Source organism: Yoonia sp. MH D7 (genome assembly GCF_054439475.1).
In genome coordinates this window covers 1,247,941-1,271,577 of the sequence record NZ_JBTJCF010000001.1, presented here as the reverse complement: position 1 = coordinate 1,271,577, position 23,637 = coordinate 1,247,941, and the positions used below count along the sequence as shown (strand labels likewise).

The following is a 23,637-nucleotide window of genomic DNA, read 5'->3' as shown; positions in this document are numbered from 1 at the left end:
CTTTTTGCATGGCTGGTGGACACTGCGCAGTCGCAGGGGTATTTCTAATTCAAACCAAATTTATAGCTGAAAGCCGCACATGACCAGCCTTGCTGATATCCGCTCTACATTCCTTGATTATTTCCAAAAACAAGGCCACCAGATCGTGCCGTCGAGCCCGTTGGTGCCGCGCAACGATCCCACGTTGATGTTTACTAACTCTGGCATGGTGCAGTTTAAGAATCTGTTTACCGGTGTGGAGACGCGCGATTATCAGCGCGCGACCTCGGCGCAGAAATGTGTGCGGGCAGGTGGCAAGCACAATGATCTTGATAACGTTGGCTATACCGCCCGTCACCATACGTTTTTCGAGATGATGGGGAACTTTAGTTTTGGCGATTATTTCAAGGACGAGGCAATTCCGTTTGCATGGGATATGGTGACCAAAGAATTTGGTATCAACAAGGATCGTTTGATTACAACGGTTTATCATACCGATGATGAAGCGTTCGCGATGTGGAAGAAGTTGGGGGTGTCTGAGGATCGGATCATTCGCATTGCGACTAACGACAACTTTTGGCAGATGGGGCCGACGGGGCCTTGTGGTCCTTGCACCGAGATTTTCTATGATCATGGTGATGATATCTGGGGTGGTCCTCCAGGCTCTGCCGAGGAAGATGGCGATCGTTTCATCGAGATTTGGAACGTTGTTTTCATGCAGAACGAGCAGTTTGCCGATGGCTCGATGACGCCGCTGGCGATGCAGTCAATTGATACGGGCATGGGGCTGGAGCGGGTGGCAGCACTTTTGCAAGGTAGCCATGATAACTATCAGACGGACCTGTTTCGCGCGCTGATCGAGGCCTCGGCCCACGTCACGTCGACCGATCCGTTCGGGGACCAAAATGTGCATCACCGCGTAATTGCCGACCATTTGCGTTCTACGTCGTTTTTGATTGCCGAGGGTGTGTTGCCCTCTAATGAAGGCCGTGGCTATGTGTTACGCCGTATTATGCGCCGTGCGATGCGTCATGCGCATTTGTTGGGTGCCAAAGATCCGGTGATGCACCGCATGGTGCCTGAGTTGATCAAGCAAATGGGCGGCGCTTATCCTGAATTGGGGCAAGGGCAACGGTTAATTGAAGAGACACTGTTGAACGAGGAAGTGAAGTTCAAGCAGACCTTGGATCGTGGTTTGAAGTTGTTGGATGACGAGTTGGCGGGGCTGCCTGAAGGTGCGGCTTTGTCAGGGGCATCGGCGTTTAAACTCTATGATACTTTTGGTTTCCCGCTTGATTTGACCCAAGATGCGTTGCGCGAAAAGGGTCGTGCGGTGGATACTGACGGATTTGATGAGGCGATGGCCGAGCAAAAGGCCAAGGCGCGTGCTGCTTGGGCCGGCACGGGTGCTACTGCGGATGCCTCTGTTTGGTTTGATATGGCGGATGCTCATGGCATCACGGATTTCTTGGGTTATGATACGATGTCTGCAGAGGGGCAGATTTTGGCACTTGTAATGACGGATGGCACGACGCCTGCTATGGCGACGGGCAAGGTAGAGATCGTTTTGAACCAGACGCCGTTTTACGCTGAATCTGGCGGTCAGGTTGGGGATGCGGGTGTCCTGAAGACATCAACGGGCCTGGCCAAAATCACCGACACCAAGAAAGTGGCGGGTGTGTTTATTCATGTGGCTGAGGTCACTGAGGGCGAAATTAAGACTGGGCAGGGTGCCGAGTTGTTGGTTGATGTGGCGCGCCGGATGGATATTCAGTCAAACCATTCTGCAACGCATTTGTTGAATGAGGCGTTGCGTAACACTTTGGGGAATCATATTTCGCAAAAGGGATCTTTGAATGCACCTGATCGTTTGCGTTTTGACTTTAGCCATAATGCGGCGGTGTCTTTGGCTGATCTTGGCGCTATTGAGCGTGAGGTCAATGTGATGATCCGGCAGAATAGCCGAGTTGAAACCCGTAGCATGACGCCTGATGATGCGCGTGCCTTGGGGGCGCAGGCCTTATTTGGCGAGAAATACGGCGATGAGGTGCGCGTTGTGTCGATGGGTCAATTGGCACGATCAGGCAAGGGCGCGAAGGGTGATACCTATAGCTTGGAGTTGTGCGGCGGGACCCATGTGCGAAGGTTGGGCGAGATTGGTGCCTTTGTGATGCTGGGCGATAGTGCGTCGAGTGCAGGGGTGCGCCGGATTGAGGCGCTGACCGGACAGGCGGCGCTGGATTATCTGCGCGCGCAGGATCACCGTTTGGCGCAGGTTGCGGGTGCAATGAAAGCCCCTATGGCTGAAGTGCCTGAGCGCGTGAAGGCCTTGATGGACGAACGTAAGGCATTGGCGAATGAAGTGGCGCAGTTGCGCCGTGATTTGGCGATGTCGGGTGGTACGAAATCAGATGCGGCAGTGAAGACCATCGCGGGTGTGCCTTTCCAAGCGCAGGTTTTGAAAGGTGTGACGGGTAAGGATTTGCCAGCGTTGATCGACGAGATGAAGGCCGCGATGGGCAGCGGTGCTGTCTTATTGATCGCGGATACAGGCGACCGTGCTGCGGTCGCTGTGGGTGTCACGGCTGATCTGACCGATAAGGTATCGGCGGTTGATATTTTGCGCGCGGCCGTGCCTGCGCTTGGTGGTAAAGGCGGCGGCGGTCGTGCGGACATGGCCCAAGGTGGCGGTTCGTCAGCGCAGAATGCTATGCAAGCAATTGAAAATGCAGAAAAATTCTTGGAGAGTAAAGTATGAGCGCACTTTGGATAGCCCACGTAACTGTCACGGATGAGGCCGCTTATGGCGAGTATGCCAAGCGGGCCACTGTGGCGATTGCCGATCATGGCGGCGTGTTTTTGGCGCGTGGCGGCAACTATGAGCAGTTGGAAGGACCTGAGCGGCAGCGCAATGTGGTGGCTCGTTTCGAGAGTTTGCAGGCGGCGCATGATTGCTATTATTCGAAGGCCTATCAAGAAGCGCTGGGGTTTGCTAAGGGGGCAAGTCAGCGCGAGTTGAGTATCGTCGAAGAAATCTAGCACGATTTTATAAGCACAAACAAAAAGGCTGGCTCCCTCAGGTGACGCATTCCGGCTTTTGGGACACAAAAATAGCGCTTGTTGAGATTTTCCTCGGCAGGCGCTTGTTTTTTATGAGTTATTCATTTTTACACTGGACTGAGTGGTGAGGGACTTTTGTCCCGCAGCAACACTTTTCAAATAAATGCGATCAGCATTTCTTGTTTAGAGAAAATGGCCAACATTTTTGTTGGCTTATGGAGGCCATCTTGACACAACGCCGGAAGGGCAAACTGATGGTCAAGAGCATTCCCCAGCTTTCACTGAAAGCAATATACCCACATCCAACACCAGAAATCAATATGAACACCTGCGGTGATATTGATTGCGGGAACTACGGTGTTGCACCAAACTTTTCTCTGCCGGTCTTCAAAGGAAATGGGGCCGCTCAAAGGAAGCTGCTTGCTTCAGTAAAGATGCCTGCACTCGCGACGGGATTGGGCGGATACTCACTTACCAGCAATAGCAAAAAGAGCACGGTATCCCAAACATTCGAGTATCAAAACGACCCAAGGGCCTGGGACGATGGAAGAGGGATCGCTTGCCATCACCAGAAAGGGAATAGTGAATGCGGCATAGAGTTCAATATTATGTCGAACGAACTTTTGCTCGAAGAAATCGACCGACTGCGGACGCATAGCGGACTCCTGGAAGGGCCTAAGTGCGGTCATTGCGGCGCGCGTTACCTCGACAGGTCAAATGAGTTCGTCTTCAACGGCGCACACGGCAAACTGGCTCCTGACGGGAACAGGCGCAAAGAGAAAGCAGCCGGATTTCGGATGATCCACAAGCCCTGCAAGGGGAAGCCGGGCGCGCGGACTTCGACAACACTCGATCACCAAGGCCAAAAGAAGCAGCATGACAATGTGCGACTACTGCGAGCTTTGGTCAATGGCGCGAGCATCAACGATCTTGCGCGGCTGCTGTCCGATCCAGACACCGGAAAGAAATGCGGTGTCAGTCGGATATACAGCCGTATTTTCTGGCTTGAGAAGACAATGCTTGCGTTTGAACAGGCCAAGTTGCGTGAATGGAAAAAGCAACAAGAGGACTCAGGTCGCTTCATTCACACGCGTATTGCCCACGACGATGTCAACATTTCAATCAACTGGGAAAGTCGCCAGGATCGCCGTCTGACGACCTTGATCTGCTCCGTAAGTGCCGATATCCGCAGTGGTTATGTTTTCAGGATTGATGCCAACTTTGATACCAGAGTCGATCCCGCAGCGTTCTTCGAGAAGCATTACATTGATGGAAATGAGCAGCCCAAGAATATCCGGCAGCATTATACCAGAAAGTCTTCTGGCAAGGTGGTGAGCGCCCTGAAACTGCATTTCCAGCGCCCCAGCGGTCGGTTCGATGAGGCGGCATTCTTTGCAAGTGCGGAGGGCAACTGGCGTGTTTTCTCTGACCGCATTGAGCACGCCTACGAAGACGATATAGCCGCGGGAGTCGCATTACCGCCAGAGATTCAGGGAAAGCTCAACGATGCGCGAGATCGACGCACGCTTCTTGATGAAATCCGCAATGGGTATTTCGGCTTTGGCGATGTCGATCGCGACTTTCGGAGAAGTTTTAAGGGCATTCTCGTCAAGCCGAGCTACACGAAAGCCGCCCATCTCGCGTGTTTATAGGAAATGTTGCCTGTTGGTAAAATCACCCTTGTGGGTGATCGCGAAGCGGCGATGGGCCGCGTTGTGCCACACATCTTTCGCGATATGATTCAGGCCGACTTGTTCGAATGGTTGGTTATTGCGTTCGACAAGGAAGCATCCACGCCGAAGAGCCAAAGTCGCATAAAGAAGTTTGAGGACGCCTTCGAAGCTTTCGCAAATCAGGAGACGATTGCGGCGGGTAAGGAAATCCCCAGATACGAGCTTCTACGCAGCTACTGCTCCCATCACCTGGAGCCTGCCGTCAATCGAGATAGACAAGGAAATGCTCTTTCCTTTGCCACTGCCAACTTCCAGTCAGCACAGTTCCCGCAGTTTTGGGCAGCATCGCCGGTTCAGCATTTTGGGGAAACCGAAAAGGCGGTTGGATTCCCGGTCATCAGAAAAAAGTATCGCAAGGCACTGCGGTCGGCTGGGTTCGACCAAGACATCACGGATACCGATCTACGAGATGCGCTCGCACGGCGCGTGCTTCATACAACGATCCAGCCGGTTTCCTCATTTATGAACTCGCTGCGGACACGCATTAGCCCCACCAAGCGAGCCGGCGGCAAATCCGCAAGAAATGGCCCAAGCTATATAAACGGCGCTGTATTCAATCCGGCGGTTCTGGTCGCAATGCTCAACATCTATCGGGTGTATTATAACTGGTTCGAGGCACGGCAATATGTCGGTCCCGGATCTGCGGGCAAAGCAACCTCAGATGTTGAGATGGGACCCTCCTCGGTGCGTGTTCCAGGCTCGGTCGAGGTCGTTCAGGTCCCAAAGCGTCGATCAACGGCACCGGTAATGCGAACGCCTGCGATGCGCCTTGGTGCCGCTGACGAAAAGGACAAGGCACCCGATCCTCGCCGAGTGCTCTATCGCCCGTGGTTGTTCCACGGCACTCCCCTGTGGCGAAAGTTCGAAACGCGATGAGATCCACTATTCGTTAAGAGGCCCCTGCGAAAAAACTTCGCAGGGGCCTCTCTATGTCCCGGATCTCGGAATGCGTCATCCCTCAGGGAACCGGCCTTTTTTCATATCTGATGCTGCTGCTTAGCTTGCAGAGCGGGAGTGGCGTTTGCGCTCGTGTGGGTCGAGGTAACGCTTGCGCAGACGGATCGAGTTTGGTGTGACTTCAACCAGTTCGTCGTCGTCGATATAGGCGATCGCCTGCTCAAGCGACATGGTAACAGGGGTTGTCAAACGCACCGCTTCGTCTGTGCCAGAGGCCCGCACGTTGGTCAGCTGCTTGCCTTTCAAAGGGTTCACATCAAGGTCGTTTTCACGGCTATGCTCGCCGATGATCATGCCTTCGTAAACCGGAGCCTGCGCGCCGATGAACATTTTGCCACGATCTTCGAGTTTCCAAAGTGCGAAAGCTACGGAAACACCGCTGCCCATTGCGACCAGGACGCCCTGACGACGACCCTGAATTGGGCCTTTGTAAGGGGCTGTGCCGTGGAACAGGCGGTTCAAAACGCCAGAGCCGCGTGTGTCTGTCAGGAATTCGCCGTGGTAGCCGATGAGGCCGCGGGACGGCACCAGAGCGATGATGCGCGTTTTGCCCGCACCCGCTGGTTTCATTTCCATCAACTCGCCTTTACGCGGGCCAGTCAATTTTTCGACAACGGAGCCTGTGTATTCGTCATCCACGTCGATTGTGACTTCTTCGATTGGCTCGTGGCGCACGCCGTCAACTTCAGTAAAGATAACCTGCGGGCGGGAAATCGAGAGCTCGAATCCTTCACGTCGCATGTTTTCGATCAAAACGCCCATTTGCAATTCGCCGCGGCCGGAAACCTCAAAAGCGTCGCCGCCTGGAGTGTCTTGGATCTTAATCGCGACGTTGACTTCACATTCTTTAGCAAGACGATCACGGATGACGCGCGATTGCACTTTCTTGCCTTCTTTACCTGCCAGCGGGCTGTCGTTGATCCCGAAGGTCACGGTGATCGTTGGCGGATCGATTGGCTGTGCGGGTAGAGGCACGTCGATGGATGGATCGCAAAGGGTGTCGGCAACAGTTGCTTTGGTCATGCCTGCGATGGTGACAATGTCGCCAGCTTCGGCAACATCAATCGCTTGCTGGCCAAGGCCACGAAACGCAAGGATTTTGGAAACGCGGAACTGCTCGATTTTTTCGCCGTGGCGCGTCATCGATTTGATGGTCTCGCCTGCACGCAAGGTGCCTGCTTCAACGCGGCCTGTCAGGATGCGACCGATGAACGGGTCGGCGGACAGTGTGGTTGCAAGCATCTGAAATTTCTCGTCGCGACGCGACAGCTGCGCAGGGGCAGGGACATGGCTGATGATCATGTCGAACAGGGCGCTAAGGTCTTTGCGAGGGCCGTCGAGTTCATTGTCACACCAGCCAGAACGGCCAGAGGCGAACATTGTCGGGAAGTCGAGTTGTTCGTCATTCGCTTCAAGGGCGGCAAAGAGGTCAAACACTTCATCTACGGCATTGTCGGGGTCACCGTCGGCTTTGTCGACTTTGTTCACAACAACGATTGGGCGCAGGCCAAGAGCCAAGGCTTTTGACGTTACGAATTTAGTCTGTGGCATCGCGCCTTCTGCAGCGTCAACCAGTAGCACAACACCGTCGACCATCGAAAGGATGCGCTCGACTTCGCCACCAAAGTCGGCGTGGCCGGGCGTGTCGATGATGTTGATCCGCATACCCTTCCACTCGACAGAGGTATTTTTCGCAAGAATTGTGATACCGCGCTCGCGCTCGATGTCGTTGCTGTCCATCGCCCGCTCTTGGGTGGCCTCGTTTTCACGATAGACCCCCGATTGCTTAAGAAGTTCGTCGACCAAGGTCGTTTTGCCGTGGTCAACGTGGGCGATAATAGCGACGTTACGGATTTCCATATGCTCTTTGCTTTCTGCGGGTATGAACGGGCGACAACGCGCCAACTTTGCGCGCGGATAACGCGCCAAGCTATAAAAGGAAAGGGGTAATGCGCGCGGAGGCTCTGATCCGTTGAGTCTTAATGCGTGGATGTGGCCGAAAAGAGATGGATTACGAGGATGCCTGCCAAGATCATGCACATGCCTAAAATTGCCGGCAGATCTAGTTTTTGCCCAAAGACGCCGTAGCCGATGATGGCGATCATCACGATCCCGAGGCCTGACCAGATGGCGTAGGCGATGCCGACGGGGATGACTTTCAGGGCCAGTGCCATGAGGTAGAAAGAGGCGGCGTAGGCGATGACGCAGATGATCGCGGGCACAAGTTTGCTGAACTGTGCGCTGGCTTGCAGCGCAGTGGTGCCGATGGTTTCGGTTATGATTGCAAAGATAAGGAGGATATAGTGTGTCGGCATGGCTGCGTGTCCTTAGGTAGCGATATAGCGGTCGCGGCGGTGGTTTACGGCGATGACCATATTGGTGACAATTGCCCCCATGAGGGACCATGCAACAATATTGAGCGGAAAGATAAAGAGCGCGACGCTAAATATGATGACGTCAGCACCCAGTTGCACATAGCCTGCTTTAAGCCCTGTTTTGTCTTGGATGAACAGCGCTAGAATTCCAAAGCCGCCCATTGAGCCGTTGTGACGAAACAGGATCAGGAGTCCTGTGCCGACCAAGCTACCACAGATTACCGCGCCTAGGCCGAGGTGGATGGTACCAGGGGCCCAGCCGTAGGGCAGCAGTGTTGTGGTAAGCGAGAGCAGGCTGACCGAGAGTAATGAGCGCAGGGTGAAGGTGCGCCCCATGCGCAGCCATGCCAGAACATAGAAGGGGATATTGATCACAAAGAAGACCGCGCCGAATGACCAACCTGTCAGATAAGAGATAATGACCGCCATGCCCGCGGTTTGACCTGTGAGTAGGCCGAGGTGGGTGAGGAGGTGAACGCTAATTGCGCAAAAGAAAACGCCCATCGACAGCCCTTGCAGGTCTTCGGTGAGGGTATGTTTCGAGAGATCAGGTGCTTGGCGCATGTGTCGTCCGGTCGTATTAAGGTGCAAATCAAAAAGGGGCTGCCGTGAGGCCGCCCCTTACATGTTGACCATGTCGTAGATTTTACATCGCGGCGTCAAGGTTGTTGGCGATTTTTTCGAGGAAGCCAGTTGTGGTCAGCCATTTTTGATCGGGGCCGACAAGAAGTGCAAGATCCTTGGTCATGAAGCCTGCTTCCACCGTGTCGACGACGGTTTTTTCGAGTGTGTCGACAAATGCCGTCAGCTGCGCGTTGTCGTCGAGTTTTGCACGGTGCCTCAGGCCGCCTGTCCATGCAAAGATTGATGCGATGGAGTTCGTAGAGGTGGCTTGCCCAGCTTGGTGCTGGCGGTAGTGGCGCGTGACGGTGCCGTGCGCGGCTTCTGCCTCGACGATTTTGCCGTCGGGAGTCAGCAGTTTTGAGGTCATCAGACCGAGAGAGCCAAAGCCCTGCGCAACCGTGTCAGATTGCACGTCGCCGTCGTAATTTTTGCAGGCCCAGACGAATTTGCCTGACCATTTCATTGCAGAGGCGACCATATCGTCGATCAAGCGGTGCTCGTAGTAGATGTCGGCGGCTTTGAATTTCTCGGCAAACTCTGCGTCAAAAATCTCTTGGAATAGGTCTTTGAACCGTCCGTCATAAGCTTTCAAGATTGTGTTTTTGGTTGAGAGGTAGACGGGCCAGCCGACATCCAAACCGTAGTTGAAAGAGGCGCGCGCAAAGTCCCGGATCGAATCGTCGAGGTTATACATAGCCATGGCCACGCCAGCTGATGGGGCGTCAAACACAGTTTTCTCGATCACGGTGCCATCGTCGCCGACGAATTTCATCGTTAGTTTGCCGGGGCCGGGCATTAGGAAGTCGGTGGCTTTATATTGATCACCAAAGGCGTGCCGCCCGATCACGATGGGATGGGTCCAGCCCGGCACAAGGCGCGGCACATTTTTGCAGATGATGGGCGCGCGAAACACAACGCCGCCAAGAATGTTGCGGATGGTGCCGTTCGGGCTGCGCCACATTTGCTTGAGGCCGAATTCTTCAACACGCTGCTCGTCAGGGGTGATGGTCGCGCATTTGATGCCAACGCCGTATTTTTTGATCGCTTCAGCCGCGTCAGTGGTGATTTGGTCGTTGGTTTCGTCGCGGACCTCCATGGCGAGGTCGTAGTATTTCAGATCAATGTCCAGATACGGCAGGATCAGTTTTTGCTTGATAAAGTCCCAGATAATCCGCGTCATTTCATCGCCGTCGAGTTCAACGACGGGTTTGGCTACCTTAATCTTGGACATAAATCTCTCCGGATATGTATGAAGTCACGTTATGATATAGCGCAGTTTGATAATTGGTGAAAGGGCTAGTGTATACCTTTGTATACTATAGCGGCGTTCGGTGAGCTGTTGTAGGCTGGCTTTTACTCTGATCAATGAGGAAACAGTATGAGATTTTTAACAGACACCTGCCGCGTCACGCCTTGGCGCTGTGAAAAGTAAGGCAGATTGCGACAGTGCTTGTTATACTCTTGATATGCCAAAGAACCTATCCCAGCTGGCAGACCAAGCGTTTCCGACACTCGTGTACGAAGTCTACGACAGCAGAGCGCTCTTCTGTGTGGCAGACCCTTATAGCCAATTGCACGCGCTGCACTTATCTACCGGCACCAACATGAGAATTAAAACTGCGCAGACGCGTTTTCGAAAAGAGAAAGGCGTTTCGCGTCATAATGTCGGAGAGTGCCGGGCGGTTAGAGTGGGCGAGTGTCCAGTTGATTGAATTTGACTAGCTGAAAAATGTTTTTGTAAAATAATTATAATAATTTTCTTGCATCAATCTAAATTTTTTAGATACTCACGATTATCGCATTTGGAGATCAATTACTTGTCTACAGTCAGTGATCAAAATAAAACAAAAACGGATTTTGCAGTTGGTGCATTGTTGCGCACGGCGCGGCGCAATCAGAACTGTACTTTGCAGGAATTGAGTGAACGTGCCGATTTGTCTGTCGGATATCTAAGTCAGATCGAGCGCGACTTGGCGACTCCTTCGCTTGGATCACTTAACAGATTGGCATCGGCTCTTTCTCTCGACTTGGGGCATTTTATTCAAATGTCCAATACGCGCGGACTTGTCACGCGTGCGCAGGGACGTGAAACGACTTGGGTGCGTGAAGGTGGTATGACCTATCAACGGTTGCACGGCGAATTTGTTGGCGCATCTTTTTCTGCTTTCCTGATTTCTCTTCCTGTAGCTTTCACAACCGAGACTGATCAACATTTTGGCGAGGAGTTCGTCGAGGTCAGATCGGGCCGGGTAGCCTTCATTATCGGGGGGCAGAAGTACGATTTGGGCGTTGGCGATACGCTGCATTTTAGGTCAGATCAGCAACACCAAGCTTATACCTCAGAAACAGAAGAGGCCGTTATTTTCTGGCTGGGAAATGGTCCGACATTTCGTCAACGGCCAGATGTTGATAAGGTAGCCTCCAGTGAATAGCGCGAACCGCCTTCCAGTTGTTTGGCTGATGAAACGTATCGCGATGATGGTGTTAACGCTATTTGCCATCATTACACTTACGTTTGCTTTGATGCACGCGGTGCCCGGTGGTCCGTTCGTCTCGGAAAAGATGCTCGCTCCTGAAATCGAGGCCGCGTTGAACGCTAAGTTTGGTTTGGACCAACCCGTTTGGCGCCAGTATTTGAATTATCTTGGTGGCGTACTTTCATTCGATTTGGGCCCTTCGTTCAAATACCCCGGCGTCAGTGTCAACAGCATGATTATGGAAGGTTTAGCAGTGACGGCACAGACGGGGCTGCTTGCAATTATCTGCGTGGTAGCGATTGGCGTTCCTGCTGGTATTGTCGCAGCGCTGAACCGCGGTCGTTGGCCGGATACGCTCGCGATGTTTTTGGCGAGTCTTGGGATAGCGGTTCCGTCCTATGTCATCGCGACTGTTATGCTCTATATCTTCGCGCTGCGGCTTGGCTGGACTCCCGCATTTGGCCTTGATGACTGGCGTGGATATATCTTACCTGTGGTGGCGTTGTCTGGGTTCTGGGTATCATTTGTGGCTCGATTGACTCGTTCCAGTCTGCTGGAAACGATGGAACACGATTACATCATGACGGCGCGCGCCAAAGGCTTGCCTGCGCACACAGTCATGCTGCGTCACGGGTTGCGCAATTCTCTTATCCCCGTTGTGACGGTTCTCGGGCCGGTGGTAGCCAATCTTCTGACGGGTAGTTTTGTGATTGAGCAGATTTTTGCATTACCCGGGATTGGGCGGCATTTTGTGCTTTCGATCACTAACCGAGACTACACCGCGATCATGGGGATCACGATCTTTTACGCGGCCTTCCTGATGCTGATGATTCTCATTGTCGACTTGCTGTACCTCTGGTTGGATCCGCGGATTTCATACGGGGATAATAAATGAAAAAGCCTGCAATAGACGCTGAAATGTGGCTTCCTATGACCGCAGGTGGCGCGCAAATGGTGGCGCCGGTTGTGCCAGCAGCAAGCCAGGGTTTCTGGTCAGGTGTGCGTACGCGATTGTTTCACCATAAACCTGCGATGATGGGACTTGTTTTCATTGTCTTTCTTGTGATGTCTGCGATTTTTGGCCCGTTAATGTCGCCTTATAGTTACTTTGAGCAAAACCTGGAGTTATCGAATCTACCGCCAACTTACCGTCCTTATGAGGTCGGGCAGGGACGGTTAGTCCACGTCAATACCAGCAATTTGAGCTTGTACGAAATTGGCCCATCGCATGGCATCGAAGCACTTTTGCGCCCTGATGATCGTGACATGATGAACCGTAAAAGTACTTGGGATATTGATGGACAAGAGGTCGTGCTAGACTACAGCCAACGCCCGTCAGTCCTGTTGATCGATGGTGTGCCTGCGCAAGCTGGTGGTCGAAAGTTGAACAGGCGCAACCCCTTTGGGACAGATCAACTTGGCCGAGACGTGCTTGTGCGACAACTTTATGGCGCGCGCATCTCGTTGATGGTGGCTGCAGCGGCCGTATTGACCAACTTTGTGATTGGCGTGATCTACGGGGGCATCTCTGGCTTGTTAGGCGGGCGGGTCGATGCTGTCATGATGCGATTTGTCGAGATTGTTGCGACCATACCGTTGACCCTTTATGTGATCTTGATGATGGTCGTTTTGCAGTCGGGACTGCTATCAGTCGTGCTTGCAATCGGGACAGTCTATTGGGTCGACATGGCGCGTGTCGTGCGCGGGCAAATCCTGACGTTGAAAAATCAAGATTACGTGGCTGCGGCCCGGACAATGGGGGCATCAACCTCGCGTATCTTATTCAAGCACCTTCTCCCAAACGCTTTTGGCCCAATTCTTGTCACGCTGACGATGCTGATCCCGTCTGCGATATTCATTGAAAGTTTCATGAGTTTTATCGGCCTTGGCGTGACACCGCCGCAAGCCAGCTGGGGAACATTGACGTCCGAAGCTGTGGAAACACTGCGGGCTTATCCGCATCAATTGTTTTTCCCGGCAGTTGCGATCAGCTTAACGATGCTGGCATTCAACTTTTTGGGTGACGGATTGCGCGATGCGCTGGATCCGAGGTTGGAATCATGACCTCAACGCTTTTATCCTTACGTGATTTACGAACGGAATATCGTGGCGAGCGGGGGACCGTGCACGCGGTGCGCGGTATCGACATGACGATCAAGCGCGGCGAGATACTGGGGCTTGTAGGTGAAAGTGGATCGGGAAAATCCGTGACCTGCATGAGTATTCTGAAATTGCTTAAGCGCGGCGGGCACGTCGTGCTCTGGCGTTGCGGAACTTAACGGCACAGACCTACTGCAACTGTCTGAAAAGCAACTAACGCGTATTCGTGGCGATAAAGTCGGGGTAGTCTTTCAAGATCCGATGTCCGCGTTAAATCCGACCATGACCGTCGGACGCCAGATCGCTGAAACCCTGATTCAGCACCGCAAAATCAGCAAAGCCCAAGCGCGGGCTCGCGCCATTGAACTTTTTAATCTTGTCCGCATTCCGTCAGCAACTACGCGCATTGACTGCTATCCGCACGAATTCTCAGGCGGTATGCGTCAGCGTGTGATGATTGCCATTGCACTGGCTTGCGAACCAGATCTTTTGATTGCAGACGAGCCGACGACTGCGCTTGATGTGACAATCCAACGCCAAATTCTCACGCTCTTAAAAGAGCTGCGTGACAGGCTTGGCATGGCAATCATTCTTGTAACGCATGATCTTGGCGTTATCGCGGAAACGGTGGATCGCGTCATGGTTCTGTATGGCGGTCAGGTCATGGAAGAAGCCAACGTTGCAGATCTTTTCACGAACCCGCAGCATCCCTACACGCGCGGACTGCTCGCTGCGATCCCGGATCCGCGCTTGGCAGGGCAGCCACTGTCGCCAGTGTTAGGCAATCCGCCCGACATGCGCAGCCCGCCATCCGGCTGTCCGTTCGCTCCACGTTGCCCGCAAGCAATGCGAATTTGTGCAACCCCTCCGGCGCTCTACGATGCGTCCGACAACCCCGTCTTACAACCCAACCAACGCACACGATGTTGGCGGGCTGATCCTATGGCACCAGAGATGGAATCTGCACAATGAGCGCTCCAATTCTTGAACTTGTAGATCTCAAAATGCATTTTCCGACACGGCACGGTTCGCTACGGGCCGTTGATGGTGTGAGCCTTACGATCCGGCAAGGTGAAACACTTGGCCTTGTCGGAGAAAGCGGGTGCGGAAAATCCACCCTCGCGCGCGCGTTGATGCGGCTTTATCGGCCCACTGCCGGGCAGATCAAACTTGATGGTACTTACATTACCACGCTCGGTGAAAAAGCGCTCAAGCCGCATCGCCGCAAAATGCAGATGATATTTCAAGACCCTGTTGCGGCGTTAAACGGTCGCATGACAGTCGGTGAATTAGTCACTGAGCCTTTAGATATAATGAACATTGGCACACCCGAAACACGCCGCGCAACGGTCGCCGAACTGCTCGATCAGGTCGGGCTTGGTGCAGATGCGGCAGACCGCTATCCACATTCGTTTTCGGGTGGTCAACGACAGCGGATCGGCATTGCCCGCGCCATTGCTTTGCAGCCCGATCTGGTGGTTTGCGATGAACCCATTAGCGCGCTGGATGTATCAATTCAGGCTCAAATCGTAAATATGCTTGCCGAACTCAAGCGGAGTACAGGTTTGGCTTATCTGTTCATCACGCATGACCTTTCCATGCTGCGGCATATCGCTGATCGTATTGGCGTTATGTATTTAGGTAAACTCGTGGAAATTGCACCGTCGGAGATGCTGCATACCGGACCACGCCATCCCTATACGGCGTTACTCTGGTCCGCGATTCCTGTGCCTGATCCTGCTGCACGGCGCGACAATAAAATCGAGGCCGGTGAAGTGCCTAGTCCGCTCGACTTACCGTCGGGATGTCGGTTTCGGACACGTTGCCCCTATGCGACAGCACTCTGCGCGGAAACTGAACCTGAATTGATTACCCATGCAGACGGTCACGCCGTTGCTTGCCACCACCCGCTGTCACACAGCGGTTCATCTACCCAACAGGAGACTTAATATGCGTAACCTAGTAATTTCTGCAGCTCTTGCGGCCCTCGTTTCAGGACCTGCTTTTGCGGCAGGTGATCTGACCTATGTTGTGAACAACGAATCCGCGACTTACGACCCTGGTTTGACGTCTGAAACCTTTGCTGCGCCGATCATCGGAAACACTTTTGAAGGCTTGGTCCGTTTTAGCAAAGAAGGCGAAATAGAAGGGGCTATGGCCGAAAGCTGGGAGGTCTCTGAAGACGGCCTGACGTATACGTTCCACTTGCGTGACGCGAACTGGTCTGATGGACAGCCAGTCACGGCACAGGATTTTGTCTATTCATGGATGCGCGTTTTGGATCCTGCAGCAGGTGCTAAGAACCCTGCGATGTTTTATCTGATCTCTGGTGCAGAAGCGCATTATGCGGATGGTGGGACCGGAGATGTCGCAATATCGGCAGCCGACGACAAAACACTGACCTTCACACTTACCAACCGCATTCCATACATGTTGCAGCTGCTGACCTACACCAACTGGTTCCCAGTACGTCAGGACATGGTCGAAGCCGACCCAGAAGGATGGACACGAAATCCAGAGACATTCATTGGTAACGGCCCATTCAAAGTGAGTGAATTTAACTTTGGCGAGTCCGTGGTTTTTGCCAAAAACGACGCTTACTATAATGCGGACGCCGTGTCGCTGGATACGCTTACCTTCCGCTTGATTCCTGATCAAGCGACCGCCCTCACGGCAATGGAGTCCGGCCAGGTTGACGGGATCGAGGCCGTGCCAGCCCCGGAAATTCCACGCCTTATGGCCGAAAGCGATGCTTTTATGGTCGTGCCTGCGCTTGGAACCACCTACGCGTTCTTCAATCCTGCGCAATCTCCGCTTGATGATGTGCGCGTGCGTCAAGCGCTATCCATGGCGATCGACCGTCAAGATATCGTCGATTTTGTTCTGCAATCCGCGGACAAACCTGCCATTGGCCTTGTGCCATACGGGCTGACATTGGCGGGTGAAGATTTCCGAGATGGGATCGACACCTATGGTCTGGACGCGGACGCGCAGCCCGAGGCAGCCGCCGCGCTGCTCGCCGAAGCTGGCTATCCAAATGGCGAAGGCTTCCCCGAAACGGTGTTCGTTACATATACCTCTCCACCGATTGAGAAATTGCTCGAAGCAATTCAACAGATGTGGAAGAAAAACTTGAATATCGACGTGCAAATCCGCGCGACTGAATGGCAAGTTTACTATCCGGAAGTGCAGCAAGTTGAATTCCAAATTGCGCAGATGGGTTGGGGGGCTGACTACCCGCACCCGATGACCTTCCTCGACGTTTTCCTGCCTGACAGCCCGAACAACCTTGCCGCGTGGAAAAACGACGACTTTGAAACCGCAGTAAACGCCGCGAAGGAATCAAGCGACGAGGCAAAAGGCCTGGAACTTATGCGCGATGCAGAAGGGGTTTTGATGAATGAACACATCATCCTGCCGATGTATCACCGATATAACTACATGATGATGTCATCAGATGTAGCTGGTTTCTGGCGCTCGAACCTGAACGTGCCTTATTTCCGTGATGTCGAAATTCTGGAATAAAATAAGTGTCGGTGGGACATATAGGACCACCGACTCTACGACGATAATGTTTCTGACATTTTTGAAGTTAGATCGCCAAAGGGCCTGTTGACGGGGACATCGTCCAATGTGTCGAACTGCTCGTCAGTCCAGGGCAAACGCATGAAGGTCAAAACCCTATAATTTTCTGCATGTAATTATTGTCCCAACCTGCTGCTTTGCGCCTACCTTTGATAGAACCCTTTTGGGATTTATCGGCTTTTACAAGATTGATGGCGATCTTGCGGATGACAGCGAGATTTGCTGCAGCATTGCGGTCGCGTAGGCGGCTTTCATCCTCTCTAAAACCGACATCCAGCACCCAGTGCAGGCTGTTTTCAATTGCCCAGTGATTTCGTACGGCAGCCGCAAGGGTCAAGCCATCAGCGGAACTGGACGTCAGGAAGTATCTGATATCGCTTTTGGTTTCTCCGCGACCACCACCATGAGCGTTCGTGTTGCTGGTGATGTTTTCCACTGCGATGACCTGACGCACATTGCGCCATTCCTGTAGCGCTGCAATCAACTCAGGATCACTGCTGACAAAGGCGCGACGACGGGTCAGTCGGCCATGCGTTTTCTCAAAGGCATCGAAGACTGCGGGGCTGTCTGGGGTCTTTCCAAAGGTTGTGTCCGCAAAATGTTCAACAACGCGGGCATGGTCCTTTTTGTTGTTTTTCTTCAGTGCGATGAGATAATCTGCGCCTTGTTCACGTATCTTGGTCATAAGCGTTTTCTGAGCGTAAAGCGCATCCAGCGAGATCAAGGCACCTGTTAAATCCAGCCCCTCCAGCAGCGGCAAGAGCGCCTCGACCTCCCCACTTTTCTCAGCAACGACGCGCTGCGCAAGCGTCAATCCCGACTGCGTCGCAAATGCGCTGACCACATGCAGGGGCGAGTTGCCCTTGCGCCGATCGAAAGAGCGTCGCATGACCTTGCCATCCACCGCAATCTGGCGCGGCGAACCATTCTCAGGCGGCTTAAAAACCGCCCGTGTCCAAGCCAAAAAACTAGCCTCAAACCGTTCAGCCTCTACCAACATAAACACCCGTCGAAAGGTGTCATGGGAGGGAATGCCGTTCGGCAGCTCTAGAAATCGCCGCAACCATTTTTCTTTATGCTTGCCATAAAGCGCAATATCTTCAAACGTTTCTGCATGCGCCAACACCGCACACACCGTGATCGCCAAGACATCAATCAGCAGGTGATCAACCTTACCGACCTGCCGTGGCTCTCCTATCCCATCAAAGCTCGTTAACAATTCCTGAAACATCTGCACACCTCATTTGCCGAGGTGAAAATACGTCAAGTCAATATAACATCAGACAGGGCATAGTGACTCACAAGCTTCATGCGTTTGCCCTGCTCGTCAGTCAGCGGTAGCGAAAGCTTTCCCTGTTCGCGATCGAAACGTTGGAACGTAATGCCCGCCCTGACACATCTACGTGCCAGAGCGGGCATTGGCTTTTCATATAGCTAACGCGTTATAGCGGTAGTTGCGGATTGATGAGTAACTTAGCACCCGTCTTTTTGGCATTGTAGCGTGCCACGACGTCGGCCTGTAGCGCATCGGCAAGCGAAATCTCGTCAGAATACTCATTTGCAAAGGTTGTCGTTAATTCCTGAACAACACGCGCACGCATTCGCCCGGCAACCTCTTGACCAACGCGCGCGAGGAAGTTTGGCAATAACCATCCTGCGACGCCCCACGCCATACCATATCCACGGGTAAGTATTGTCTCGGATGTGTCTAAAGCACCATAAAGATAGACCTGCTTATGCTTTACGGATCCATAGATACTGTAGGCTCCGGGGGTGCGTGCAGCGGCGGCTTCCATTGCGCTTAGGATATCTGACGCCAACCGTCCGCCACCGGTTGCATCAAACGCCAAGGTAGCGCCGGTTTTGTGTACGGCATCTGTGAGGTCCGCCATAAAGCTGTCTTTTGAGCTATCAACGACATATTCGGCACCCATATCACGCAACAGTTTTTCCTGCGCTGCAGAGCGCACGATATTGACCAGTTGCACGCCGTCAGCTTGACAGATGCGGTTCAACATTTGGCCCAAATTTGAAGCGGCGGCTGTGTGGACAAGCGCGGTGTGCCCCTCTAGCCGTATGGCTTCAACCATGGACGACGCCGTAAGTGGATTGACAAAGCAGGCGGCACCATCTTTTGCAGTGTGGTCTGGACCAAGGGGCAGACACATCGCCGCTTTGACCAAACGGTATTGCGCATACATTTCGCCGCCCATCAGGCCAACCACTTTGCCCATAAGCTCTTGCGCGTCCGCACCGGCAGCAACAACGGTGCCACTGCCTTCGTTGCCAATTGGCAGGTCTTGACCAACACGGGCGTTCATCGCTTGCATGCCCTGCTTTGACACCGGTGCCGTTAGGATCGTTTCAGCTCCGGTGCCAGTCGATGTTGCCTTGTCCATCGACGACGCTCCAAACATCACGCCTTGATCTGACGGGTTTATAGGGGTCGCCTCAATGCGGACCAGAACTTCGTCAGCACCCGGTGTTGGCATCTGCTTTTCAGCAAGGCGCATCTTTAATTCACCATCTGTAGTGACAGTAGAAATCAGCTGGAGATATGTTTTAGGTAGGGACATTTTTGTTCACTTTCTTGAATAAAAGTCGGGCAAAGCTAAGCACGAAATCATCGATATCTGCTAGGATCTGAGGTGAAGTTTTGAGGTGTTATCTCATGGGTTATTTGACGTAGCTGACCATCGTTTCAGCCGACTTGCGCACTTTTTCCATTGGCAACAGCCAATCCCCAGTTGGATCACGGTAGCCTAAAGGTAGCAGAATAACAGAGCGCAATCCGCGTTCCGACAATCCCAAAATCTCATCGACCTTGATTGGGTCAAAACCTTCCATCGGGGTGCTATCGACCTGTTGTTCGGCGGCTGCGACCAGCGCAATTCCCAACGCGATATAGGCCTGACGGGCGGCGTGCGCGTAATTGACCTCCGCGTCGCGCGGCAGATAGTTGTTTTTCAGATTTTCGTAATATGCATTCAGCATTGGCAAATCGCCGCGTGCTGCGACATTGAGATCAGTGACCTCATCAATGCGGTCGGTCGTGTAGTTATCCCACGCGGCAAAGACGAGTAAGTGAGAGCCATCTGTGATTTGGGCCTGATCGCCCGCAGCTTTTCGAATTTCCGCCAGTTTTTCGGGGTTTGTAACGACAATCAACTCAAACGGCTGAGTGCCACTTGAAGTTGGCGCCATGCGGATCGCTTCGATGATTACATCGAGCTTGTCCTGTGGGACTGTCTTGGTCGCGTCCATTTTCTTGGTCGCATAGCGCCAGTTCAGCTGGTCGAGGAGGGTGTCGTTGGTCATGAAATCGATCCTATTGTGGGCACTCACTTAGTGCGGTATACTTTTGTTACTGACTACTTATTAAGAACCTACTTGAGTCGCAAGAAGGCACAAAAAAGAACCTCAGTCACAAAAAGGGAACCTACATGTTAGACTCACAGCAATGTCCAGATTGCAAACGCATTAACGAAGTATTGTCGCGCGTTGGTGATCGTTGGAGCGTCCTTGTTATCATTTCACTGGCCCAATATGGGACGCTTCGCTTCAATGAGCTGAAACGGAATTTAAGTATCTCGCAACGCATGCTCAGTCTAACTTTGAAATCGCTGGAACGAGACGGTTTGGTCAACCGTACTTACCATCCGACAATCCCGCCAAAGGTGGAATACAATCTGACGCCCATGGGTCAATCATTCCGTGAACCCGTCCGCGCATTAGGGCATTGGGCCTTGGATAACCTTACAAAAATCGACGCTGCACGCGAGATTTACGATGCTGCGACCAAAGAGTAGTGATCAATCAATTCTGTGGCTTTTCTATTGGAAATCCAACTTTCTGCGTCCAAAAACCAAGTACTTGTGAACGTCTTTGTTCAACTTTGTCGGCTGTCCTCACGTAAGGAGATAGCGGGGCCGAGGTCTGGTTACTAAGGACCGGTCTTAGCAACACGTCGTAAGAAGGCTTGCGTGCGCGGATCATCGGGGGCCTCAAGTAGCTTTTCTGGCGTCCCTTGCTCTACGATCCGCCCGTCCGACATGAAAATAATCCTGTCCGCTATTTCTCGTGCGAATTGCATCTCGTGGGTAACGATCAACATTGTCTGGCGTTTTTCTGCGACACGGCGCATGAGATCCAAAACCTCGCCAACCCATTCAGGATCAAGAGCCGAAGTTGGCTCATCAAACAACATCAAATCAGCATCTAGCGCCATTGCACGACCGATCCCCACACGCTGCTGCTGCCCTCCTGAAAGAGCAGCGGGGTAGGATTCCGCCTTGTCGGACAGGCCAGTCTCGCGCAGTATCTCATCGGCGCGCGCTAATGCGTCTGCTTTGGAATGTCTTCTGACGGTGATAAGCGCCTGCGTGATGTTCTCGCGTGCCGTTTTGTTGGCAAAGAGGGCATAGTTCTGAAATACGAACGACGTTCTACGCCGGAGTGCCAAGATGTCAGACCGTGACGCAGTCGCTGGATCAATGGTTAGATCACCAACCCGAATGGTCCCACTGTCCGGACGGTCGAGATAATTCAGGCACCTCAACAAAGTCGACTTTCCGGTCCCTGAAGGACCGATGACGACGACGCGTTCACCCGGCGCGATGTCCAGCGAAATATCTTTCAGTACAGATGTGTTCCCAAAGGACTTATTCAGCCCAGATATGGAAATGCCAGCATTTGAGGTCATCGTGCGTACGCCTTGTTCAGGTAGGTCTCTAAGTGCCGTTGCGCGAAGGACAATGCTTCGACCATGATCCAATAGATCGCTGCGACAACCAAAAACGCCTCAAAGTAGAGAAAACTGCCAGCAGCTTCTTTCTGTGTCGCACCCATGAGTTCTGTAACACCTAATGTAAACGCGAGTGAGGTGCCTTTGATCATGTCGATAAAGTAATTGACCAGCGTTGGCGCTGCCACGCGTGCGGCCTGAGGCAGGATGATTTGCACCATCATCTGGGTTTGGGTCATACCCACAGCTTGGGCTGCTTCCCACTGACTGCGATCCACACCCAGTATCGCAGCACGGATGCTCTCGGCCATATAGGCAGAGAAGTGGAGCGTTAGCCCCATGATGGTCGCTGTGACGCCATCGATAGTTGTCAAAAACGCCAGAACCTGCGGCAGGCCGTAGTAGAACAGGAACAGTTGCACCAGCAGCGGGGTGCCGCGAAAGAAGCTGATGAAAAGGCGCACAAAAACGTCGAGCACTGGCACGCGGAACACCCGTTCAACGGCTATAACTGAAGCCAGTATAAGGGCAAAAAACATACCCACTAACGCCATGAAAAGCGTCAGAGGCACATAACCCAAAAGTACGGGAACCAAATCCCACATGTATTCATAATCCAGTGCCCGCATGAACGTTACTCCGCGGTCGTGATGTCGGAGCCAAACCACTTTTCGGAAATTTCGGCCAAGGTGCCGTTTTCCTTCAGCGTAGTGATGGCTGCATCGATCCGGTCCCGTTGCGCGACGCCGTCTTCGTCATTGCTAAATGGTAGCGCATTACGTATTTCGCTGAATGGTTTGCCTGCAAGCGCCAGCGGTAACGGGCTTTCTGCAATCAACTGGGCAGAAGACACGCGATCCATAACAAAGGCATCGACGCGGCCAAGGGCCGTATCCTGCGCAATGTTACTCTCATAAGTGCGGATGTCGATGTCTTCGGCGTTTGGAAGCTCATTCAACAACTGCTCAAAGTTTGATCCCAGATTGACTGCGATAGTCTTGCCGCTGAGATCCTCAACGCGAGTGATTGTCTCTTCATTGCCCGCTTTGACCACGACCTGCGCGCCATCAAAAACATATGGCTGGGAGAAAGCAAACGTTGCCTCGCGCTCAGGCGTGATCGTAATCTGATTGGCAATGGTATCGATCCGACCTGTTTCCAACGCACCTATCAGGCCGGAGAACGACATTGTGACAAAGTTCACTTCGTCCCCGGTCTGCTCCGCGATGGCATTGATGAAATCGACCTCGAACCCTTGCAAAACGTCGAGCTTGACGAAAGTGAAAGGAAAGTAACCGCCCGACATACCTACATTCAGTGTCTCAGACTGCGCGGCACTAAAGGAAACCGACAAGGCGAGTGCTGTAATTGCTAATGATTTATTCATTTTATTTCTCCGTTCGTTCGAGTGAGAAGTAACATGTCCACGGCTCGCTTCAATGGCCGCAATGAAGACAGGACCAGCGTCACGTATAAGCTGATTAGGTTGGAAAAACGTTCTTCGTGGAAGGTTATTTGAGAAATAATCCAACCTAGCAGGTTTCAGGGCGATAAAGTTGGGTGCCTTACAGAAGAAAAAGCGTGAACTTGTCGCGGTTTGGTCCCGCTCCTTAAATAGCATTTAATGCAAAAAAAGGAGGGTGACTAAAGGGCCGAGTGTCCGTCGTCAGGGTTTTTGGCACCAAAGGCGGCCTAAACTAAGATAGAGTTCGGCTCATCTGGTTGGTCCATTATGCGGCGCGTTGTCTGTGATGCAAGCGGCGCGTTTCGAGCGATCGGCCGCGGGCACCACTTTTAACCAAGACATTTCTAAAATTCGTTTTAGATGGATTTACTCGTGGTTTGTACCTTTGCTTGAGATACTTGTTCCATTCTTAGCTTTGAGCGCGATGTTTGAGTTAAGTCAATATCGTTGGCTGTCAGTGACACCAATAGTGGGAAAAATTTCCTAAATGTTAATGTTGTTTGGTGGGGGTAATTTTCACCCACCAAACACATAAGTT

At 52.7% G+C, this 23,637-nt stretch carries 22 protein-coding genes; 12 read left to right on the top strand and 10 right to left on the bottom strand.

Annotated features, from left to right (window positions below):
* Positions 1 to 79 precede the first annotated feature (79 nt).
* The 4 genes from alaS to ACXLHR_RS06245 all read left to right on the top strand — a co-directional run bounded on the left by alaS (position 80) and on the right by ACXLHR_RS06245 (position 5,648).
* Complete coding sequence (gene alaS / locus ACXLHR_RS06260; RefSeq protein WP_458790654.1) at positions 80 to 2,737, top strand: alanine--tRNA ligase; 2,658 nt, start codon at positions 80 to 82, stop codon at positions 2,735 to 2,737.
* Entirely contained in the window at positions 2,734 to 3,018 is a 285-nt protein-coding gene (locus tag ACXLHR_RS06255; RefSeq protein ID WP_458790653.1) for a DUF1330 domain-containing protein, read from the top strand. Before alaS ends, ACXLHR_RS06255 begins: the two co-directional genes overlap by 4 nt.
* A 248-nt stretch (positions 3,019 to 3,266) precedes the next feature.
* On the top strand, positions 3,267 to 4,691 hold the full coding sequence (locus ACXLHR_RS06250; protein ID WP_458790652.1) for a hypothetical protein: 1,425 nt from the start codon (positions 3,267 to 3,269) through the stop codon (positions 4,689 to 4,691).
* Positions 4,692 to 4,694: 3 nt separating this feature from the next.
* Positions 4,695 to 5,648, top strand: coding sequence for a basic helix-loop-helix domain-containing protein (locus ACXLHR_RS06245; protein ID WP_458790651.1), 954 nt, complete (start codon positions 4,695 to 4,697; stop codon positions 5,646 to 5,648).
* 120 nt (positions 5,649 to 5,768) lie between these two features.
* Here the strand turns inward: ACXLHR_RS06245 and typA are convergent, their stop codons facing one another.
* From typA to ACXLHR_RS06225, 4 genes are all read right to left on the bottom strand, one after another.
* Complete coding sequence (typA, locus tag ACXLHR_RS06240) at positions 5,769 to 7,589, bottom strand: translational GTPase TypA (RefSeq protein ID WP_458790650.1); 1,821 nt, start codon at positions 7,587 to 7,589, stop codon at positions 5,769 to 5,771.
* A 119-nt stretch (positions 7,590 to 7,708) separates the two neighbouring features.
* The gene (locus ACXLHR_RS06235) at positions 7,709 to 8,044 is read right to left on the bottom strand and encodes an SMR family transporter (RefSeq protein ID WP_458790649.1); all 336 of its coding nucleotides are present in this window, start codon (positions 8,042 to 8,044) and stop codon (positions 7,709 to 7,711) included.
* Between the two features lie 12 nt (positions 8,045 to 8,056).
* A complete protein-coding gene (locus tag ACXLHR_RS06230) occupies positions 8,057 to 8,668 on the bottom strand; it encodes a YitT family protein (RefSeq protein ID WP_458790648.1) in 612 nt (203 codons plus the stop codon).
* Positions 8,669 to 8,750: 82 nt separating this feature from the next.
* On the bottom strand, positions 8,751 to 9,959 hold the full coding sequence (locus ACXLHR_RS06225; protein ID WP_458790647.1) for an NADP-dependent isocitrate dehydrogenase: 1,209 nt from the start codon (positions 9,957 to 9,959) through the stop codon (positions 8,751 to 8,753).
* A gap of 571 nt (positions 9,960 to 10,530) precedes the next feature.
* On the opposite strand from ACXLHR_RS06225, the gene ACXLHR_RS06220 reads away from it, so the two are divergent.
* Genes ACXLHR_RS06220 through ACXLHR_RS06190 form a run of 7 tightly spaced genes read left to right on the top strand, consistent with a single transcriptional unit; the run spans position 10,531 to position 16,830 of the window.
* Positions 10,531 to 11,160: a helix-turn-helix domain-containing protein gene (locus tag ACXLHR_RS06220; RefSeq protein WP_458790646.1), complete on the top strand. Its 630-nt coding sequence runs from the start codon at positions 10,531 to 10,533 to the stop codon at positions 11,158 to 11,160.
* Positions 11,153 to 12,100: an ABC transporter permease gene (locus ACXLHR_RS06215; protein WP_458790645.1), complete on the top strand. Its 948-nt coding sequence runs from the start codon at positions 11,153 to 11,155 to the stop codon at positions 12,098 to 12,100. The genes ACXLHR_RS06220 and ACXLHR_RS06215 overlap by 8 nt, the downstream gene beginning before the upstream one ends.
* A complete protein-coding gene (locus ACXLHR_RS06210; RefSeq protein ID WP_458790644.1) occupies positions 12,097 to 13,269 on the top strand; it encodes an ABC transporter permease in 1,173 nt (390 codons plus the stop codon). The genes ACXLHR_RS06215 and ACXLHR_RS06210 overlap by 4 nt, the downstream gene beginning before the upstream one ends.
* Complete coding sequence (locus ACXLHR_RS06205) at positions 13,266 to 13,484, top strand: ATP-binding cassette domain-containing protein (protein WP_458790643.1); 219 nt, start codon at positions 13,266 to 13,268, stop codon at positions 13,482 to 13,484. Before ACXLHR_RS06210 ends, ACXLHR_RS06205 begins: the two co-directional genes overlap by 4 nt.
* Before the next feature lie 13 nt (positions 13,485 to 13,497).
* Positions 13,498 to 14,277, top strand: a complete 780-nt coding sequence (locus ACXLHR_RS06200; RefSeq protein ID WP_458792486.1) for an ABC transporter ATP-binding protein — start codon at positions 13,498 to 13,500, stop codon at positions 14,275 to 14,277.
* On the top strand, positions 14,274 to 15,254 hold the full coding sequence (locus tag ACXLHR_RS06195; protein WP_458790642.1) for an ABC transporter ATP-binding protein: 981 nt from the start codon (positions 14,274 to 14,276) through the stop codon (positions 15,252 to 15,254). The genes ACXLHR_RS06200 and ACXLHR_RS06195 overlap by 4 nt, the downstream gene beginning before the upstream one ends.
* Before the next feature lies 1 nt (position 15,255).
* Entirely contained in the window at positions 15,256 to 16,830 is a 1,575-nt protein-coding gene (locus ACXLHR_RS06190; RefSeq protein WP_458790641.1) for a peptide ABC transporter substrate-binding protein, read from the top strand.
* Between the two features lie 148 nt (positions 16,831 to 16,978).
* On the opposite strand, the gene ACXLHR_RS06185 is transcribed toward ACXLHR_RS06190, so the two are convergent.
* The 3 genes from ACXLHR_RS06185 to ACXLHR_RS06175 all read right to left on the bottom strand — a co-directional run bounded on the left by ACXLHR_RS06185 (position 16,979) and on the right by ACXLHR_RS06175 (position 20,208).
* Positions 16,979 to 18,121, bottom strand: a complete 1,143-nt coding sequence (locus ACXLHR_RS06185; protein ID WP_458790640.1) for an ISAs1 family transposase — start codon at positions 18,119 to 18,121, stop codon at positions 16,979 to 16,981.
* Positions 18,122 to 18,332: 211 nt separating this feature from the next.
* Positions 18,333 to 19,466 carry a zinc-binding dehydrogenase gene (locus ACXLHR_RS06180; RefSeq protein ID WP_458790639.1) on the bottom strand — a complete coding sequence of 378 codons (1,134 nt, stop codon included), beginning with the start codon at positions 19,464 to 19,466 and terminating at the stop codon, positions 18,333 to 18,335.
* 100 nt (positions 19,467 to 19,566) lie between these two features.
* Complete coding sequence (locus ACXLHR_RS06175; protein ID WP_458790638.1) at positions 19,567 to 20,208, bottom strand: NAD(P)H-dependent oxidoreductase; 642 nt, start codon at positions 20,206 to 20,208, stop codon at positions 19,567 to 19,569.
* Positions 20,209 to 20,333: 125 nt separating this feature from the next.
* Between ACXLHR_RS06175 and ACXLHR_RS06170 the strand changes: the two genes are divergently transcribed.
* Entirely contained in the window at positions 20,334 to 20,699 is a 366-nt protein-coding gene (locus tag ACXLHR_RS06170; protein ID WP_458790637.1) for a winged helix-turn-helix transcriptional regulator, read from the top strand.
* Positions 20,700 to 20,833: 134 nt separating this feature from the next.
* Here the strand turns inward: ACXLHR_RS06170 and ACXLHR_RS06165 are convergent, their stop codons facing one another.
* The 3 genes from ACXLHR_RS06165 to ACXLHR_RS06155 are packed head-to-tail and all read right to left on the bottom strand — an operon-like array spanning position 20,834 to position 23,021.
* The gene (locus ACXLHR_RS06165; RefSeq protein ID WP_458790636.1) at positions 20,834 to 21,592 is read right to left on the bottom strand and encodes an amino acid ABC transporter ATP-binding protein; all 759 of its coding nucleotides are present in this window, start codon (positions 21,590 to 21,592) and stop codon (positions 20,834 to 20,836) included.
* Entirely contained in the window at positions 21,589 to 22,263 is a 675-nt protein-coding gene (locus tag ACXLHR_RS06160) for an amino acid ABC transporter permease (RefSeq protein WP_458790635.1), read from the bottom strand. The genes ACXLHR_RS06165 and ACXLHR_RS06160 overlap by 4 nt, the downstream gene beginning before the upstream one ends.
* A 5-nt stretch (positions 22,264 to 22,268) precedes the next feature.
* Positions 22,269 to 23,021 carry an amino acid ABC transporter substrate-binding protein gene (locus ACXLHR_RS06155; protein WP_458792485.1) on the bottom strand — a complete coding sequence of 251 codons (753 nt, stop codon included), beginning with the start codon at positions 23,019 to 23,021 and terminating at the stop codon, positions 22,269 to 22,271.
* Positions 23,022 to 23,637 lie beyond the last annotated feature (616 nt).

What these genes read in the sequence shown, in the direction of transcription:
- alaS (WP_458790654.1), top strand. Translation starts at nt 80, where the DNA reads ATGACCAGCCTTGCTGATATCCGCTCTACATTCCTTGATTATTTCCAA.
- ACXLHR_RS06225 (WP_458790647.1), bottom strand. Translation starts at nt 9,959, where the DNA reads ATGTCCAAGATTAAGGTAGCCAAACCCGTCGTTGAACTCGACGGCGAT.
- ACXLHR_RS06190 (WP_458790641.1), top strand. Translation starts at nt 15,256, where the DNA reads ATGCGTAACCTAGTAATTTCTGCAGCTCTTGCGGCCCTCGTTTCAGGA.
- ACXLHR_RS06255 (WP_458790653.1), top strand. Translation starts at nt 2,734, where the DNA reads ATGAGCGCACTTTGGATAGCCCACGTAACTGTCACGGATGAGGCCGCT.
- typA (WP_458790650.1), bottom strand. Translation starts at nt 7,589, where the DNA reads ATGGAAATCCGTAACGTCGCTATTATCGCCCACGTTGACCACGGCAAA.
- ACXLHR_RS06165 (WP_458790636.1), bottom strand. Translation starts at nt 21,592, where the DNA reads ATGACCTCAAATGCTGGCATTTCCATATCTGGGCTGAATAAGTCCTTT.
- ACXLHR_RS06180 (WP_458790639.1), bottom strand. Translation starts at nt 19,466, where the DNA reads ATGTCCCTACCTAAAACATATCTCCAGCTGATTTCTACTGTCACTACA.
- ACXLHR_RS06170 (WP_458790637.1), top strand. Translation starts at nt 20,334, where the DNA reads ATGTTAGACTCACAGCAATGTCCAGATTGCAAACGCATTAACGAAGTA.
- ACXLHR_RS06160 (WP_458790635.1), bottom strand. Translation starts at nt 22,263, where the DNA reads ATGCGGGCACTGGATTATGAATACATGTGGGATTTGGTTCCCGTACTT.
- ACXLHR_RS06195 (WP_458790642.1), top strand. Translation starts at nt 14,274, where the DNA reads ATGAGCGCTCCAATTCTTGAACTTGTAGATCTCAAAATGCATTTTCCG.
- ACXLHR_RS06205 (WP_458790643.1), top strand. Translation starts at nt 13,266, where the DNA reads ATGACCTCAACGCTTTTATCCTTACGTGATTTACGAACGGAATATCGT.
- ACXLHR_RS06185 (WP_458790640.1), bottom strand. Translation starts at nt 18,121, where the DNA reads ATGTTTCAGGAATTGTTAACGAGCTTTGATGGGATAGGAGAGCCACGG.
- ACXLHR_RS06230 (WP_458790648.1), bottom strand. Translation starts at nt 8,668, where the DNA reads ATGCGCCAAGCACCTGATCTCTCGAAACATACCCTCACCGAAGACCTG.
- ACXLHR_RS06175 (WP_458790638.1), bottom strand. Translation starts at nt 20,208, where the DNA reads ATGACCAACGACACCCTCCTCGACCAGCTGAACTGGCGCTATGCGACC.
- ACXLHR_RS06235 (WP_458790649.1), bottom strand. Translation starts at nt 8,044, where the DNA reads ATGCCGACACACTATATCCTCCTTATCTTTGCAATCATAACCGAAACC.
- ACXLHR_RS06155 (WP_458792485.1), bottom strand. Translation starts at nt 23,021, where the DNA reads ATGAATAAATCATTAGCAATTACAGCACTCGCCTTGTCGGTTTCCTTT.
- ACXLHR_RS06245 (WP_458790651.1), top strand. Translation starts at nt 4,695, where the DNA reads ATGTTGCCTGTTGGTAAAATCACCCTTGTGGGTGATCGCGAAGCGGCG.
- ACXLHR_RS06210 (WP_458790644.1), top strand. Translation starts at nt 12,097, where the DNA reads ATGAAAAAGCCTGCAATAGACGCTGAAATGTGGCTTCCTATGACCGCA.